Below are 13570 nucleotides of genomic sequence, written 5' to 3' on the forward strand. Positions count from 1 at the left end.
CGATGCCCACAGAAATCCTCATGCCCGCCCTGTCCCCCACCATGGAAGAAGGCACGCTGGCCAAATGGCTTGTCAAAGAGGGTGACACGGTCTCCTCCGGCGATCTGCTGGCCGAGATCGAAACCGACAAAGCCACCATGGAATTCGAAGCCGTGGACGAAGGTGTCATCGGCAAGATCCTGATCCCCGAAGGCAGCGAAGGCGTCAAGGTAAACACCGCCATCGCGGTTCTGCTCGAAGACGGAGAAAGCGCCGATGACATCGGCTCCGCCGCTCCTGCCCCCAAGGCAGAGGCCGAACCCTCCGCAACGCCTGATGCCGCGCCTGCCGCAACCGCCGCAACCGCTGCAGCGGCACCCGCCCCCGCCGCCCCCAAAGGCGCCGATGGCACGCGCATCTTTGCCTCCCCGCTGGCCCGGCGCATCGCTGCGAACAAGGGGCTGGATCTGGCCAATGTCACCGGCAGCGGCCCCCATGGCCGCATCGTCAAGTCCGACGTTGAAGGGCTTTCCGCCTCTGATGCTCCAGCGGCCAAACCTGCTGCAGACGCCGCCGCACCGGCAGCGCCAGCCGCCGCCGCGCAAGGCCCGTCCACGGACGCGGTTCTGAAAATCTACGAGGGACGCGAATTCGAAGAGGTCAAACTCGACGGAATGCGCAAGACGATCGCCGCCCGCCTGACCGAAGCCAAACAAAGCATCCCGCATTTCTATCTGCGCCGCGATATCCAACTGGATGCGTTGATGAATTTCCGCGCCGATCTGAACAAACAGCTTGAGCCGCGCGGCATCAAACTGTCGGTCAACGATTTCATCATCAAGGCCTGCGCTCTGGCCCTGCAACAGGTGCCCGAGGCCAATTCGGTCTGGGCCGGTGATCGCACGTTGCGGCTCAAGCCATCGGACGTGGCAGTCGCAGTCGCCATCGAAGGTGGCCTGTTCACCCCGGTCCTGAAAGACGCCGAGATGAAATCGCTTTCGGCCGTCTCAGCGGAAATGAAAGACCTCGCCGCCCGTGCCCGGGATCGCAAACTCGCCCCCCATGAATATCAGGGCGGCAGCTTTGCCATATCCAACTTGGGCATGTTCGGCATCGAAAATTTTGACGCGGTGATCAACCCGCCCCACGGCGCCATCCTTGCTGTTGGCGCTGGCGTCAAGAAACCCATTGTCGGCAAAGACGGCGAAATGGCCGTGGCCACCGTGATGTCCGTGACGCTGTCCGTAGATCACAGGGTGATTGACGGTGCGCTGGGGGCCAATCTTCTCAACGCAATCAAAGACAATCTCGAAGCGCCAATGACCATGCTGGCCTGATCCCTTTTTGGCCCCAAATACTCGCGGGGAGCATGAGGGGCCGCCAGCCCCTCATCGCCAGCCCGCAGGGATGGCCACAATCACACAAAAAGCCGGGGACTTCCCCGGCTTTTTTCATTTCCTAACAATATGTTCGGCCAAGAGTTTAGTCCTGCGGTCCCAGCATGTGGTTCATCGACACCGCCGGTTGATCACAGCCCGCCTCGCCCACAATCCGCGCCGGAATTCCCGCAACGGTCTTGCACGGCGGCACAGCCTCCAACACCACAGACCCCGCCGCAATGCGGCTGCAATGGCCCACAGTGATATTGCCCAAAACCTTGGCCCCGGCTCCGATCAGAACACCATCTTCAATCTTCGGATGACGGTCCTCTTCTTCCTTGCCCGTCCCGCCCAGAGTGACCGAATGCAACATCGACACATTGTCTCCAACCACGGCGGTTTCGCCGATCACGATGGAATGGGCATGGTCTATCATGATGCCGCGCCCGATTTTCGCCGCCGGATGAATATCAACGCCAAAGATCTCACTCACCCTCATCTGCACAAAATAGGCGAGGTCGCGCTTGCCTTTTTGCCAAAGGTGATGCCCGACGCGGTAGGCCTGCACCGCCTGATAGCCTTTGAAATACAAAATCGGCTGAAGCAATCTGTGGCACGCCGGGTCGCGTTCATAGATCGCCACCAGATCGGCCCGCCCGGCCTGAATAAGCTCGGGGTTTTCGGCATAGGCTTCTTCAACCATCTCGCGCACGACCATCATCGACATTTCATTCGACGAAAGCTTGGCCGCGATCCGGTAAGACAGAGCCTTTTCGATAGACTGGTGGTGCAGAATACAGGCATGCACAAACCCGCCAATCAGGGGCTCGTCCGACACAGCTTGCTGTGCCTCTTTCTGGATCTGGTCCCAAACAGGGTCCATAGGTGCAATCTTTGTGCGCAGTTCAGCCATAATATCCGTCCTTTGTTGGCTCTACCCTAGCCCATGCAACATCTGATGCCCAAACGCAAATCTGTGATGTGGTACATAAAATCATGTGGTCATGAAAGTTCTACTTACAAGTTTTTTGTTGCCCGAAAGCGGCTCAATGCGGTCAGAACCACCAGGCAACACTTTGCATAATCGCGATCATCAAAACTGCGCTCGGCGGCCAAGGCGTGTTTTTGTGCCGCCGCCAACAGCGTCCCGTTGCCCCATTCGGGATGATCGCGCCCCAACCGGCGCGTATATTTGTCCGCATGGCTGGCCTGCACAATCAATGCCGCGGCAAAGCTTTCCCGGCGATCAGGTCTTGCCGCCATCACCGCCCGCGCCGCAGCAGTCACATCCGACCAAAGCACGCGGCGCATTATGCAGAAACCACCACCGCCGCGAAAAGCCCTGCCCCGTAGGTCGCCGAGATTTGCGCCACCTGAACATCAAAGGGGCGCACCGCCCCATCTGCGGACTGTGCAGCGGCTGAATAGGTCCAATTTGGCTGAGCTACGATCTCTTGGCGCAATGTCGCGCCGTTCTTGCGCACCTGCACCAGATAGGATTCGCTTTCTTCACCCAGTGGCACTTCTGCCGCTTCCCAGCCATCCCCCCCTATCCGAGTGCGCCTGATCCATTCCAGTCGGGCGTCGCCGCCCATCTGCAAATCAACGCGCAGATGGCAGGGGCTGAAGGGGCGCAGCCCGTTGCCGTCAAATGCGACTTCCACATGCCGATACGACGGATCATCATATCCACGCCCCGCCGGTCCGATCCGGAAATGTTGCGCAACACGGCGCAGGTTCGGGCTCAGCTCAATCTGTTTTGGGATACCGTCGAGCAGGACAAAAACCGACCCTTCCGGCCAAACCTCCGGCATCAGCGCATCAGACCCCGCCTGCCCCCGCAGCCGTCCACGCAGCCAATAGGTATCCTGCCCGATCAACTCTGCCTCGGCGAACTGGAAGATCTCCCAATTGCCGGGCGTACCATCCCCAATCGCTGCGGTATTTGCTCCGCTCAGAAGGGCTTGCGCCTGCACATTCTCCAGTTGCCCAGAGATCAGCTTGACCTCCAAGACCGGCCCATGATCCATCACCCCGGCACAGGCTGCGGGCAGCGCCGTCTTGGTTATGCCGATGGTGGCGCGGGCATTGATCAGTCTGTTTAGCGTATAATCGGCATCCACGCCCGACTGGAACACCGCCGCCGCCCCCGGCCAGGGATCCGCCGTGATGGCGATATGTGGCGCATGGGGCACTTCATCGCCGCGCAACAATGGCAGGTCCAGAAAGTGCGAGATCACCGGAACCGGCGCAACAAATGGCTTGATTGGGACGGGATCCTCACTCAGGTCAGCGGTGTCATAAACCTGCGGCTCAATGCGCACAGCATCCACCAGTTGTGTCAGGGATTGTTCAACCCGATCAATGCGGTATCGCCCCGCGCCTTCATTGCCCTGACCGGGCAGTTCGATCACATCACCCGCGCCCAGATCCATCCGCGACGGCGGCAACGCAAGGCGCAAGGTCTCCCGCGCCACCCGCGCTTCGGTCAGCCAACGCTCTGCAATCTGGCGCCCTTCACTGCGCGTCAGGGACATGTTCAATTCCGACCCCGTGACCGCATGGGTCGCCTCATCGGCCAGAACGGCCTCCTCCGCGATCACGTCAAAATCGGCATCCGCCTGCACAAAACGCAAACGCACCCGCCCGGACACTTCGGCCTCGGCCTCACGGCTTTGCTCTGTCACACCGTCCAGCTCATCGCTCACCGCCAATCGACCCACATCGATCGCCTCCGGGGTCAACCCATCGCGGGACCGGAACACCAAAGCGCCTTCCCGTTCAACCGCATCAAATCCGTATCGGATCATCAATGGCTGCAACGCGGCACGGGCATCGCCGACCTGCTCCACCGCATAGCCGCGCAAGTAACCGTAGAGCCCTTCGGTGCTAAAGGCCGTCAACCCCGCCCGCTCGCAGATCTCCCGCACCACTGAGGCCAAGCTGCGCGACGAGGTGCGCCCATTGATCCAATGCCCCCGCGCATAATTTTCGCCATCGCTCCAGCGTTCGATATCATTTGGGAAAAACGGATAGGGCCTGCTGTCCCAGGCCCAAACAAAGGCCCGCGACATATCCAGCATCCGCTCCTCATATTCCGAAGAAAGCGGATTGTTGTCAGGCTCTGTCCAATATTCCGACATGGCCCGCAGATATTGCATCTGGATCAGCTCATCCCGCGCCCCGTTGGAAAACCGGGGAAGCAAGCTTTCAGAGCTTTTGCGATCAAGGAACTTGTTGGGTTGGTTCGCCCCTTTGTCCACCGCGCCGCAGCCGTATTCGGTGAACCAGATCGGCTTTGATTTCGGCAACCAACTGGTCGGGCTCGCTGCGCGCACCCCGCCAATCCGGTCGTGGTGCGTGTTCTCCCACCAGCCGCGCAAATCCTTGTAACGATGCACCCAAGGTTCGCCATAATCCCCATCGGTGATATCCGTGCGGATCTGCGCGGCGCGGGCGGTCTCGGAATGATAATACCAATCGAAACCTTCTCCGCCCTCAATATTGGACTTCAGGTAATCAAGATCATAGATCGCATCCCAATCCAGCCCATCCAGATGTCCCTCCTCATCGCGCCAATCGGCCAAAGGCATGTAGTTGTCGATGCCAATGAAATCGATATTCGGATCCGCCCACAAAGGGTCAAGATGAAAGAATCGGTCGCCCGATCCATCCTGCGGCGCGTATCCAAAATATTCAGACCAGTCCGCCGCATAGCTCAGCTTGGTATCTGGCCCCAAAAGGCTGCGCACCTCCGCCGCCAGGCTGCGCAAATGCGCCACTGCCGGAAAGCTGTTTCCCGGCCCCCTGATCTGCGTCAGACCGCGCATCTCTGATCCGATGCAGAATGCCTCAACACCGCCTGCAGCAAGGCACAGCGCCGCATTGTGCAGGATAAACCGGTTCATCCCCCATTCTGCAGGGCCGCTATAGATCACGGCCCCGTCTTCCACCGTAAAATCCGCCGCTGTCGCCGCTCCAAAGAAGGCATCGACCTCGGAAACCGCCTGTGCCGTGCCATCAGGGCTGCCCGGCCGCCCCGGTGCCTCAGACAGGGTGATCCGTCCGCGCCACGGCAGATCAGGCTGAAACCCGTTGTCGCTGTAGGGGTCTGGCAACTCGTTGCCCTTGAATGGGTCCATCAGGATAAAGGGGTAATACATCACCGCCTTTCCCGCCGCGTTCAGCGCCTGAATGGCCTCGATGACCGAAGCATCAGTGGGCGTGCCGCCATAAACCGGACGCCCGTCGTCCTGCACGATCACCTGCGCTGCCGACCGGTCAATCCCGCCTGAGGTCCAGGGCATTTCCGGGCTGTCCACTTCAAGCTGCTCAACCTTTGGCCGCACTGTGCACGCCCCGCACCGCAGATCATCGCCGAACCAGGACACAACCAGCGACGCCGCTTGAAGGTTTGGCAGTTCTTCGGTGACGGCATTCACACATTGGGCAAAGTCCGGCTGTGCCGCCGGAGTAGAGACATTGGCGCTTTGCAGCACCCCATCACCCAGGTCGTAGTTCACAGGCGAGGTTGCCAGTTCATATTCCCCCGTGCCGGGGATAATCGCCACACCGCGCACGCTGAACGCAGGGGTATGTTCCCAGCCCGGCGCGCCCGGCTGTTCGGGGCGGATCACCTCAAAGGAAAACTGCGGTATCCGGTTGCCAAACTGCCCCAAGGGCAGATCTTCCATAACCACATAGGCCGTTCCGCGATAGGCAGGCACCCGGCCCGCGCCCTCGATTGCCTCCATGACAGGATCCGGCAACTGGTCTGCCGTGCCATGATAAACCCGCATGTTCAGATCCTTTGGCGCAACCTCTTCGCCATCCGCCCAGACCCGGCCAATGCGGGTGATCTCACCTTCGCAAATCCCAATCGCCAGACTGACCGCATAACTGTACTCGGACACCTCCGGCGAAGGGCTGCTGCCCTTACCGCCCCCCGACACTGAGACAGTTTCGATGAAGTCAGACGCCCAGATCACATGCCCACCCATGCGCATCCGGCCGTAAACCTGTGCAATCGCTGCACCCTCTCCGGCGTTGGTCAGGCGAAAGCGATCCACCTTGCCAGTCTCGACCGCTTCACCGCCCTGACCCAGCAGGCGCTGATCCACCACCCGTCCCAGTGTTGCGCCGACCGCACGGCCGATTGCCACGGATGACAGCCCTGCAAATGTGCCCCCGATAGAACCGCCAAGCGCAGCGCCGGCTGCGGAAAATAACAATGTCGCCATCACAACGCTCCTTGAGGAAATTCAAACCGCGCGACAATGCGCCTGCGCCATGGACCTGCAAGCGGGCTTTCGGTCACGCCATGCCGCGCATAGGCATGTATGAAACGCGCGTCCGCCCCAGTTTCGGATTGCAGCCCCAGATGTTTTGCCACCGATCCCTGCCGCATCCGGAACAGCACGACATCACCGCGCGCTGCATCCCCCAAGGGTTTGGCCCGCAAATGCCGCAGCGCCGCCGCCCAAAGCCGCTCTTCACCTTGCGGCTCGGACCAATCCATCGAATAGGCAGGCACCGCTTCGGGTTCTGCACCAAATTGCTCGCGCCAAATGCCCCGGATCAGCCCCAGACAATCACACCCCGCCCCCTTGGCCGCTGCCTGGTGCACATAAGGCGTGCCAATCCAGTCTCTTGCAGCGTGAACCACCTGATCGCCCTGAACTGTCATCGCCGCGACCCTCCGGTGTTGGCCCCTTTGGATTTCGGCACCGCAACCACCCAATCCTCACTCGGAATATCGGGGAACCCCTGAAAGTTGATCAGATTGTCGAATTTGAGCCGGCAAATCTCCAATCGCTTGTCACAACCCGCAACCAGCCGCACAGTGTCGCCGGGTGCCAGCACCGCACGCAAAGGCTCCCACAGATCAATCACCCGATTGCCGTCCTTGATCCGGTCATGTTTGATCACCGACCAAAGCCCCGCCGCCGCGCCATCCAGTGCCTCAAGGCGGCCCCGCTCGAACCACCCCTCGCCGTAACCTTCGAAGGCATCCCAGATCAGCCTGCGACGATCCTCGATCTGCTCCACCGCACGGGTCTCGCGATAGCCCGGTTGGCTGAGATCAAACCGGCAATTCTTATCGCCCAGAACCGCGGTGCAAGGCTTTTGATAGACCCGCCCCATTGGCCGGTTCAACGCCTCGGTCAAGCCGCGCAACTCGGCCCGAAATGCACCATCAATACGCCGCAACTCACCAATGCTGCCCGAGAACTTCAGCATCCGCTGATCCGGATCCTGCCAGTTCACCAACCATGCCTTGACCGCAGCCCCGTCAAAACGGCCTTGCTCGATCTCATCCTCGCGGATGGACGCATGGCTCAACGCACCCAGCGCCTCGGTGTTGTCCACGGCCAACCCTGTGGTCTGGGCAATCGCCCGTGCGCTCAGCCCCGCATCAGCCTCAAACACGAACCCCTCGAACGCCAAAGGCATATCGTGATCGGTAAAGGCAAACGTCTTGCCATCCGCCCGCTCAATCGCCCAGGCGTGGCACAGCGTGGTCAACCCGCCTGCCAGATGGTCCAACACCCCCTGCTTTGCCCCGCCCATCAGATCCGCACCTCGATCACGGGAACATTGGGCACCTGACCGGCCTGAAAGCTGGCCACCGACGTCAGGATCCGGTCTGTGTCAAACCGCACCGGCACGTCAAACTCATAGCCGGCCAGTATCTCCATCCCCGGATCAGGCGGATGGGCGAAACGCACCATGCCCGTGACCAGATCCACCTCATAGTCCACGCCCTCTTGCAGGCTGTCCTGCTCAACCCCGACACGCACCGTGCCAGAGACCGGTTTCTTGATCGGACGGGCATAGCTTTGTGCGCCGGACCTGTAGGTCTTGATCAGCTGAAAATCGACCGTTTCGCCATTCCCGAAGCCGATGGTCTGGTCATCAAAAGCCACCTCAGCCGATACCGCGCCAGACTTGTAATCCGCCCAGTCTTTCCAGCGAAATCCATGCATTTGTCCCATCCGGGCCTCGAAGAACCCGATGAGCACCTGCAGATCATCAATCGACCGCATGCCAAGCCCGGCATCATAGACCCGCCGCGAATGCGCCCAGGGGGTGTTGCGCTCTTCGAATCCATTGGCAAGCGTGACCACATCGGTGCGCCGCTGCGGCCCACCCACGGACCCAAAACTGAGGCTGGCCGGAAATCTGATTTCGTGAAATGTCATGGCTGTTCCCTCGCTCAGCGGTTTCTCTTGCCAACAGAAAGTGCCCGGCTCATCTGCGCCGCGATCTGGCTCTGGGATCGCTGGAATCCTTGAACATCAGGCGTCGTGATGTTCATCACCACATGCACATCGCCGCCGCCCACGCCGCCACGCACCCCCAGCTTCCCGTCCGCGCCGCGGGCCAGTGGCATAATCGCCTCCGGTCCCGCTTCCCCCATCAACCCATAGCTGCCGCGCAACGGGAAATGGGTTGGCCCGGCCACGATGCCGCCGCCACCACTTTGCACACGCCCCGCGCTCACCACGCCGCCCCTCGCAAAGGGGATCACGCGCCCTTGCGAAAACGGCGCGCCTTGCTCAAACGGCAGAACATTCTGGACCAACGCACCCACGCCCTGTGAAATCAGACCGCCAATATGCTGCGTCACCGGCTTGATCGCAGCGTTGTAGGCGGTGTTCGCCATCGTCTGCGCCACACTGCGCAACGCATCGGTCAATTTCATGCCGTCAAACACCACGCCATCAAACGCCTTGCGCAAGCCCCGGCTCAGCCCACGCTCCATCGTCGCCATATCCTTGCCCGTCGCCGCCAAGGACACCCGCATCCGGCGCAGCTCGCTGTCGAAGCCGCTGACAAGCACACTGGTCTGCGCCAATGTCCCGTTGAGCCCGGCCGCCTTGCCGTTCAACTGATCAAAGCTGTTTTCATCCGCCATCTTGTGTTCCTTTTGCTTGGTCAGGATAGGCATCCATCAAGGCGTCCAACCCGTCCCGCGTCATGGGCTGGCGCGATCCGGCCTTACCCAGCATCACCTGCAGCTCTGCCGGGGTCAGGTTCCAGAACACATCCGGCGCCAACCCCAGTTGGTGCAACCCGGCCCGCAACAACGCAGGCCATGCCACTGGCTCGCTCACTCCGGCACCACAAAGGCGCGCGCCAGCAACTCTGCTGCCGCCTTCGCCGCCGCAACAGGACCGCCTTCGATTTCGGCCCCAGCCAGTTCCGCGTCGCTGATCTCCGCGCCGCCGCCGCGCAACCCAGCTCCCAAAAGCGCCAGCACATCACGGCTTGAGAACGCCCGCGTCTCGAACCGTTCGACCAGCGCCACAAGCGATCCGACCTCCAGCGTCTCCTCCAACGCCGCCAAGGCGCCCAAAGACAGCCGCGCCAGGTGGCGCTGGCCATTGACCGTCAGGGCCACTTCCCCGCGCCACCGGTTCGCCATGCTCAGACCACCACCACATCTGCGGTAAAGGTCAGCATGCCCGCCGATTGCAAGCTCAGCTCATAAGTAGCCTCGCCGTTCAACGCCCCAGCATATTCCAGCGCCGTCACCTGAAACGGGCCCTGCACCACGCCGAAATCGGGGATGATGATCTGAAAATCCGGCGTCAGCCCATCAAAGAACAATTGCCGTGCCCGCTCATCCGTACCCGCATCGCGGAACACACCTGACCCGCTGATTGCTGCAGATCGCACGCCCGCCCCGACCAGCAACTCGCGCCAACCCCCTTCGCTATCAAGCGCGGTCACATCCACCGTTTCCGCGTTGAAGCTGATCCGTGTGGCCCGCAGGCCTGCGACGGTCTCGAACTGCCCGTCACTTGTCATATCGATTTTGACCAATAGGTCTTTGCCTGCTTGAACAGCCATGTCGTATCTCCTGTGATTTTCCGTGAATTTTCCGATGGGCGGCCCTAGCCGTCTTCGACCCTTGCCCGAAACCGCATGTCAATCTGCCGTGCAGATACCGCGTCGATCCGGTGCGCCTTTGCTTTTTCAAACCACAGGCCCACCAACCGTCCCCGGCTCAGCGCCAGATCCGCCTCATGCAATGCATCGCTGACCGCGCCCGCCGCCGCCTTGGCGTCCGCAAATCCCGGCCGCGTCGTGATCACCGAAACCGTGACCACATGCACCGCGCCTGCGCCGCTGCAGTCGGAGGCGTCCTCAGCCGTTTCACTGCCCAGCCGAACATAAAGCTCCGGCAACGCACCCGAGGGCACCGCGTCATAAACCGCATCGCCCACCAGCGCCGTCAACGCCGGATCACCGCGCAACGCGTCGAAGATCGCGGCCTGCAACGGCCCGGAAAGTGCAAAGCTCATACCACCACCTCCTCATCGGCAAAGCAGGTCAGGTAGCGCCCCGCGCCGTCCCACTCGGCCACCGCCTGAATGACAAAGATCCTCTCGCCATCGCGCAAACGCTGCTGCGGCTTGGGCCGGTCCGGGCTGCCATAGGGCGCACCGCGCACCACGATCTTGTGCGACACCCGGCTCACCGGTGCGCCGCCCTGCGCTGTTTCCCGGCCCGTGCGGGCGGTGATTTGCGCCCAAAGCGTGCCAAGGGCGACCCAGCCCTCCGTGTAGCCTCCCGCGCCATCACTCACCCGCTCCGGCCCCTCAAGGATCAGGGCATGGGATAGAACCGGCATGCTCATGCGCCTGCCCCGATGCGGATGGATTTGTAACGCTCGATCAAGCTGCTGACGCCGAAGGGCATGCAGCCCTCGCTCAGCCCGGTGTCATTGCGATACTCGTAATAATGTGCCGCCAACATCAGGACGGCCTGCTGCATGTCCGGCGGCAAATCCGCCCATTCCGCGGCCATACCCGCCTCGAACCGCAGCCGTACCGAACCGCCCGTCGGAATACCCGGCAACGCCGTTCCGGTGCTGCGCAAACGCGGGCGATGCATGTCCTGCTCCAACCAGTAAAGCGCTGGACCAACCGCAATCTCGGTCCCGTTGCCCGCAATCACCGTCACTTGGGACAGTGCAGAAACCGGCGCAATCGGCAGCGGTTGCGCCGCGTCGTCGCGCCAATGGCTCACTGTCCACACGAACCCCCGTGTGAACAATGCCTTGCCAGTGCGGGCCTCAATCGCCGCCAAGGCAGCGCGCAAAAAGGATAGCAACACCACATCTTGCAACCCGTCCTGACCAAAGCCACTGCCAAGCCGCAAATGCGCCTTGAAGGCCTCCACCGGCAAGGCCGCATCCGCGACAGGTGTCTCTTCGATCAACATCATGGAAATTCTCCGAAAAATCGCAATTGGCACAACCGATCTGGTGCCCGGACGCGCGGCCGCCCGCACCGCTTGGTCGGAAGGGAACAGCTAGGCAATGCAGGGCCATTGGTCACGCGCCCGGACCGGGGCAAATGCCCCGGCCCCGCTTTTGGCTCCGGCTTACACCAGACCAAATTTCAACAGCTTGATGGCCGCAAAATCGCTCACATCGCCGCCAACACGCTTTGTCGCATAAAACAGAACATGCGGCTTGGCGCTAAAGGGATCACGCAGAATGCGCAGGTCAGGGCGCTCCGCCACGGTGTAGCCTGCGTTAAAATCACCAAAGGCAATCGCCATCTGGTCACTTGTGGCATCCGGCATATCCTCAGCCACCAACACCGGATAGCCCATCAACCGCGCAGGCTCCCCCGCCGCCAGACCGTCAGACCACATGAACCGGCCATCGCCGTCCTTCAGCTTGCGCACCAGACCGGCGGTCTTGGAATTCATCACGAAAGACCCGTTGGCCCGATACTGTGCCCCCAGGGCGTAGACCAGATCAACGATCGCATCCGCTGTCAGATCTCCGTCCAGACCCGTCGGCACATAACCCAGATTGCCCCAGGTCCACGCGGCATTGTCTACCGCCGTATGAGCGAGCATCCCCTTGGGCTTGTCGATCCCATCGCCGTTGATAAAGGCATCGGCCTCGGCCCGCGCAAACTTGTCCGCGATCCGCCCCGACAGCCAGCCCTCGATGTCAAATGCACTGTCATCCAGCAATCGCTGCGACGCCTTCGGCAGGGCGCTCAGTTCATGCAGCGCAATGGTGATCCGGTCGATTTGCGGCGTGCTGGTCTCTGCCGTCGGATCTGTCTCCGTCGCCCATCCTGCGCCGACATCCGTATGATCCACCAGTACGTCATAGGATGTCGCCTCAACCTGAACCACCGCCGCAATCGCCCGGATCGACGCCGTGGTGTTCAACACCGACTGCACACGGTCCGACGTCTGCGGATCGACCAGATAGCCCCCGTCAGAGTTGACAGCGGTGGACATGGATTTGCCCTCCAGTTCCAGCCCGCGCAGCCCATCATCATCGCCATTGCGCAGATAGGCCTGAAAGGCCACCTGATGCGGCGCGGCAGTGTCATTCGCCGCGCTTAGCGGGGTGCGTGCAGGCAGTGTCATCTTGCGGTCCAACATGGTCATTCGCTCTTCTGTTTGTTGCAGTTTCGTTTCGATTTCGGACTGGAAGCCTTTGAATTCCGTGACAAACCCATTCACGGCCTGCCGCACTTCCTCCGCCGGGGGCAGATCGCCGCCCATCGTCTTGCTCTCGCTCATTTGTTTCCCTCGATCCCTTGTTGCCTCATCCGGCGCAGATCTTGCCGCGCCCCTTCAAAGATCCCCGCCATTTGCCGCATCTCCGCAGCGCTTTGCCTGTCTTCCGCTTTCGCGGCGACCCGCGCATTCGGCAGCATCGGAAAGGTCACCAATGACACCTCCCAAAGCTCCAACTCCGCCAACAGACGCTGCCCCTTGGCCGTCTTGCTGGACTTTACAGTGCGATAACCAATCGACAGCCCGTCAATCGCACCCGCCGCAATCAGTGCAGCGGCTTCGCGGCCCTTGGCCACGCTGTCCAGAATGCGCCCCTTGACCCAGAGGCCGCGGGCGTCCTCGCGCACCTCATCCCAAACGCCAATGGGCTCGGACGGATCATGCTGCCACAGCATCTTGACGCTGCGCCCCGCCTCCCGCAGCCCCTTCAAGCTCTGCGCATAGGCGCCGCGTTGCACCACATCGCCGCTTTGGTCTGCCGCATCAAACAGGCTGGCATATCCGCTGACCTGCACGCCGCCTTCAACCACCTCAGCGCTGCCAAACCGCGCAAACTTGCGTTCAAGCCCGCACCGTTCAGCGGGCAAAATCTCCCCGTGCTCTGGCCCGCAGCCAAAGCGCATTGCATCATATTCCATGACAACTCCTTA

At 61.4% G+C, this 13570-nt stretch carries 16 protein-coding genes; 1 reads left to right on the plus strand and 15 read right to left on the minus strand.

What is annotated here, in order from left to right:
• Positions 1 to 2 precede the first annotated feature (2 nt).
• Entirely contained in the window at positions 3 to 1316 is a 1314-nt protein-coding gene (locus K3754_RS11310) for a pyruvate dehydrogenase complex dihydrolipoamide acetyltransferase (protein ID WP_259937325.1), read from the plus strand.
• 145 nt (positions 1317 to 1461) lie between these two features.
• On the opposite strand, the gene cysE is transcribed toward K3754_RS11310, so the two are convergent.
• From cysE to K3754_RS11385, 15 genes are all read right to left on the minus strand, one after another.
• The gene (gene cysE / locus K3754_RS11315) at positions 1462 to 2271 is read right to left on the minus strand and encodes a serine O-acetyltransferase (RefSeq protein WP_203210968.1); all 810 of its coding nucleotides are present in this window, start codon (positions 2269 to 2271) and stop codon (positions 1462 to 1464) included.
• 104 nt (positions 2272 to 2375) lie between these two features.
• Positions 2376 to 2669, minus strand: a complete 294-nt coding sequence (locus K3754_RS11320) for a hypothetical protein (protein WP_259937326.1) — start codon at positions 2667 to 2669, stop codon at positions 2376 to 2378.
• On the minus strand, positions 2669 to 6598 hold the full coding sequence (locus K3754_RS11325) for a glycoside hydrolase/phage tail family protein (protein WP_259937328.1): 3930 nt from the start codon (positions 6596 to 6598) through the stop codon (positions 2669 to 2671). The genes K3754_RS11320 and K3754_RS11325 overlap by 1 nt, the downstream gene beginning before the upstream one ends.
• On the minus strand, positions 6598 to 7044 hold the full coding sequence (locus K3754_RS11330) for an NlpC/P60 family protein (protein WP_203210965.1): 447 nt from the start codon (positions 7042 to 7044) through the stop codon (positions 6598 to 6600). Before K3754_RS11330 ends, K3754_RS11325 begins: the two co-directional genes overlap by 1 nt.
• Positions 7041 to 7928 (minus strand): DUF2163 domain-containing protein, encoded by an 888-nt coding sequence (locus K3754_RS11335; RefSeq protein WP_259937330.1) that lies wholly within the window; start codon positions 7926 to 7928, stop codon positions 7041 to 7043. Before K3754_RS11335 ends, K3754_RS11330 begins: the two co-directional genes overlap by 4 nt.
• The gene (locus tag K3754_RS11340; protein WP_259937331.1) at positions 7928 to 8560 is read right to left on the minus strand and encodes a DUF2460 domain-containing protein; all 633 of its coding nucleotides are present in this window, start codon (positions 8558 to 8560) and stop codon (positions 7928 to 7930) included. Before K3754_RS11340 ends, K3754_RS11335 begins: the two co-directional genes overlap by 1 nt.
• 14 nt (positions 8561 to 8574) lie before the next feature.
• On the minus strand, positions 8575 to 9276 hold the full coding sequence (locus K3754_RS11345) for a phage tail tape measure protein (protein WP_203210962.1): 702 nt from the start codon (positions 9274 to 9276) through the stop codon (positions 8575 to 8577).
• Positions 9266 to 9475 carry a rcc01693 family protein gene (locus tag K3754_RS11350; protein ID WP_231024128.1) on the minus strand — a complete coding sequence of 70 codons (210 nt, stop codon included), beginning with the start codon at positions 9473 to 9475 and terminating at the stop codon, positions 9266 to 9268. Before K3754_RS11350 ends, K3754_RS11345 begins: the two co-directional genes overlap by 11 nt.
• Positions 9472 to 9786, minus strand: a complete 315-nt coding sequence (locus K3754_RS11355; protein WP_259937334.1) for a gene transfer agent family protein — start codon at positions 9784 to 9786, stop codon at positions 9472 to 9474. Before K3754_RS11355 ends, K3754_RS11350 begins: the two co-directional genes overlap by 4 nt.
• A gap of 2 nt (positions 9787 to 9788) precedes the next feature.
• A complete protein-coding gene (locus K3754_RS11360; RefSeq protein ID WP_120505133.1) occupies positions 9789 to 10214 on the minus strand; it encodes a phage major tail protein, TP901-1 family in 426 nt (141 codons plus the stop codon).
• 44 nt (positions 10215 to 10258) lie between these two features.
• The gene (locus tag K3754_RS11365) at positions 10259 to 10669 is read right to left on the minus strand and encodes a DUF3168 domain-containing protein (protein ID WP_259937338.1); all 411 of its coding nucleotides are present in this window, start codon (positions 10667 to 10669) and stop codon (positions 10259 to 10261) included.
• Positions 10666 to 10998: a head-tail adaptor protein gene (locus tag K3754_RS11370; protein ID WP_409202354.1), complete on the minus strand. Its 333-nt coding sequence runs from the start codon at positions 10996 to 10998 to the stop codon at positions 10666 to 10668. The genes K3754_RS11365 and K3754_RS11370 overlap by 4 nt, the downstream gene beginning before the upstream one ends.
• A 2-nt stretch (positions 10999 to 11000) precedes the next feature.
• Positions 11001 to 11594 carry a head-tail connector protein gene (locus tag K3754_RS11375; protein WP_203210958.1) on the minus strand — a complete coding sequence of 198 codons (594 nt, stop codon included), beginning with the start codon at positions 11592 to 11594 and terminating at the stop codon, positions 11001 to 11003.
• Between the two features lie 159 nt (positions 11595 to 11753).
• Positions 11754 to 12923: a phage major capsid protein gene (locus tag K3754_RS11380; protein ID WP_203210957.1), complete on the minus strand. Its 1170-nt coding sequence runs from the start codon at positions 12921 to 12923 to the stop codon at positions 11754 to 11756.
• Positions 12920 to 13543, minus strand: a complete 624-nt coding sequence (locus K3754_RS11385; RefSeq protein WP_259943332.1) for an HK97 family phage prohead protease — start codon at positions 13541 to 13543, stop codon at positions 12920 to 12922. Before K3754_RS11385 ends, K3754_RS11380 begins: the two co-directional genes overlap by 4 nt.
• Between the last annotated feature and the right edge of the window lie 27 nt (positions 13544 to 13570).

The sequence above is a fragment of the Sulfitobacter sp. M368 genome (assembly GCF_025141875.1).
In the GTDB taxonomy this organism is placed as follows: Bacteria; Pseudomonadota; Alphaproteobacteria; order Rhodobacterales; family Rhodobacteraceae; genus Sulfitobacter; species Sulfitobacter mediterraneus_A.

Coding starts and splice junctions, on each gene's coding strand:
- K3754_RS11310 (WP_259937325.1), top strand. CDS start 3: ATGCCCACAGAAATCCTCATGCCCGCCCTGTCCCCCACCATGGAAGAA.
- cysE (WP_203210968.1), bottom strand. CDS start 2,271: ATGGCTGAACTGCGCACAAAGATTGCACCTATGGACCCTGTTTGGGAC.
- K3754_RS11320 (WP_259937326.1), bottom strand. CDS start 2,669: ATGCGCCGCGTGCTTTGGTCGGATGTGACTGCTGCGGCGCGGGCGGTG.
- K3754_RS11325 (WP_259937328.1), bottom strand. CDS start 6,598: ATGGCGACATTGTTATTTTCCGCAGCCGGCGCTGCGCTTGGCGGTTCT.
- K3754_RS11330 (WP_203210965.1), bottom strand. CDS start 7,044: ATGACAGTTCAGGGCGATCAGGTGGTTCACGCTGCAAGAGACTGGATT.
- K3754_RS11335 (WP_259937330.1), bottom strand. CDS start 7,928: ATGGGCGGGGCAAAGCAGGGGGTGTTGGACCATCTGGCAGGCGGGTTG.
- K3754_RS11340 (WP_259937331.1), bottom strand. CDS start 8,560: ATGACATTTCACGAAATCAGATTTCCGGCCAGCCTCAGTTTTGGGTCC.
- K3754_RS11345 (WP_203210962.1), bottom strand. CDS start 9,276: ATGGCGGATGAAAACAGCTTTGATCAGTTGAACGGCAAGGCGGCCGGG.
- K3754_RS11355 (WP_259937334.1), bottom strand. CDS start 9,786: ATGGCGAACCGGTGGCGCGGGGAAGTGGCCCTGACGGTCAATGGCCAG.
- K3754_RS11360 (WP_120505133.1), bottom strand. CDS start 10,214: ATGGCTGTTCAAGCAGGCAAAGACCTATTGGTCAAAATCGATATGACA.
- K3754_RS11365 (WP_259937338.1), bottom strand. CDS start 10,669: ATGAGCTTTGCACTTTCCGGGCCGTTGCAGGCCGCGATCTTCGACGCG.
- K3754_RS11370 (WP_409202354.1), bottom strand. CDS start 10,998: ATGCCGGTTCTATCCCATGCCCTGATCCTTGAGGGGCCGGAGCGGGTG.
- K3754_RS11375 (WP_203210958.1), bottom strand. CDS start 11,594: ATGATGTTGATCGAAGAGACACCTGTCGCGGATGCGGCCTTGCCGGTG.
- K3754_RS11380 (WP_203210957.1), bottom strand. CDS start 12,923: ATGAGCGAGAGCAAGACGATGGGCGGCGATCTGCCCCCGGCGGAGGAA.
- K3754_RS11385 (WP_259943332.1), bottom strand. CDS start 13,543: ATGCGCTTTGGCTGCGGGCCAGAGCACGGGGAGATTTTGCCCGCTGAA.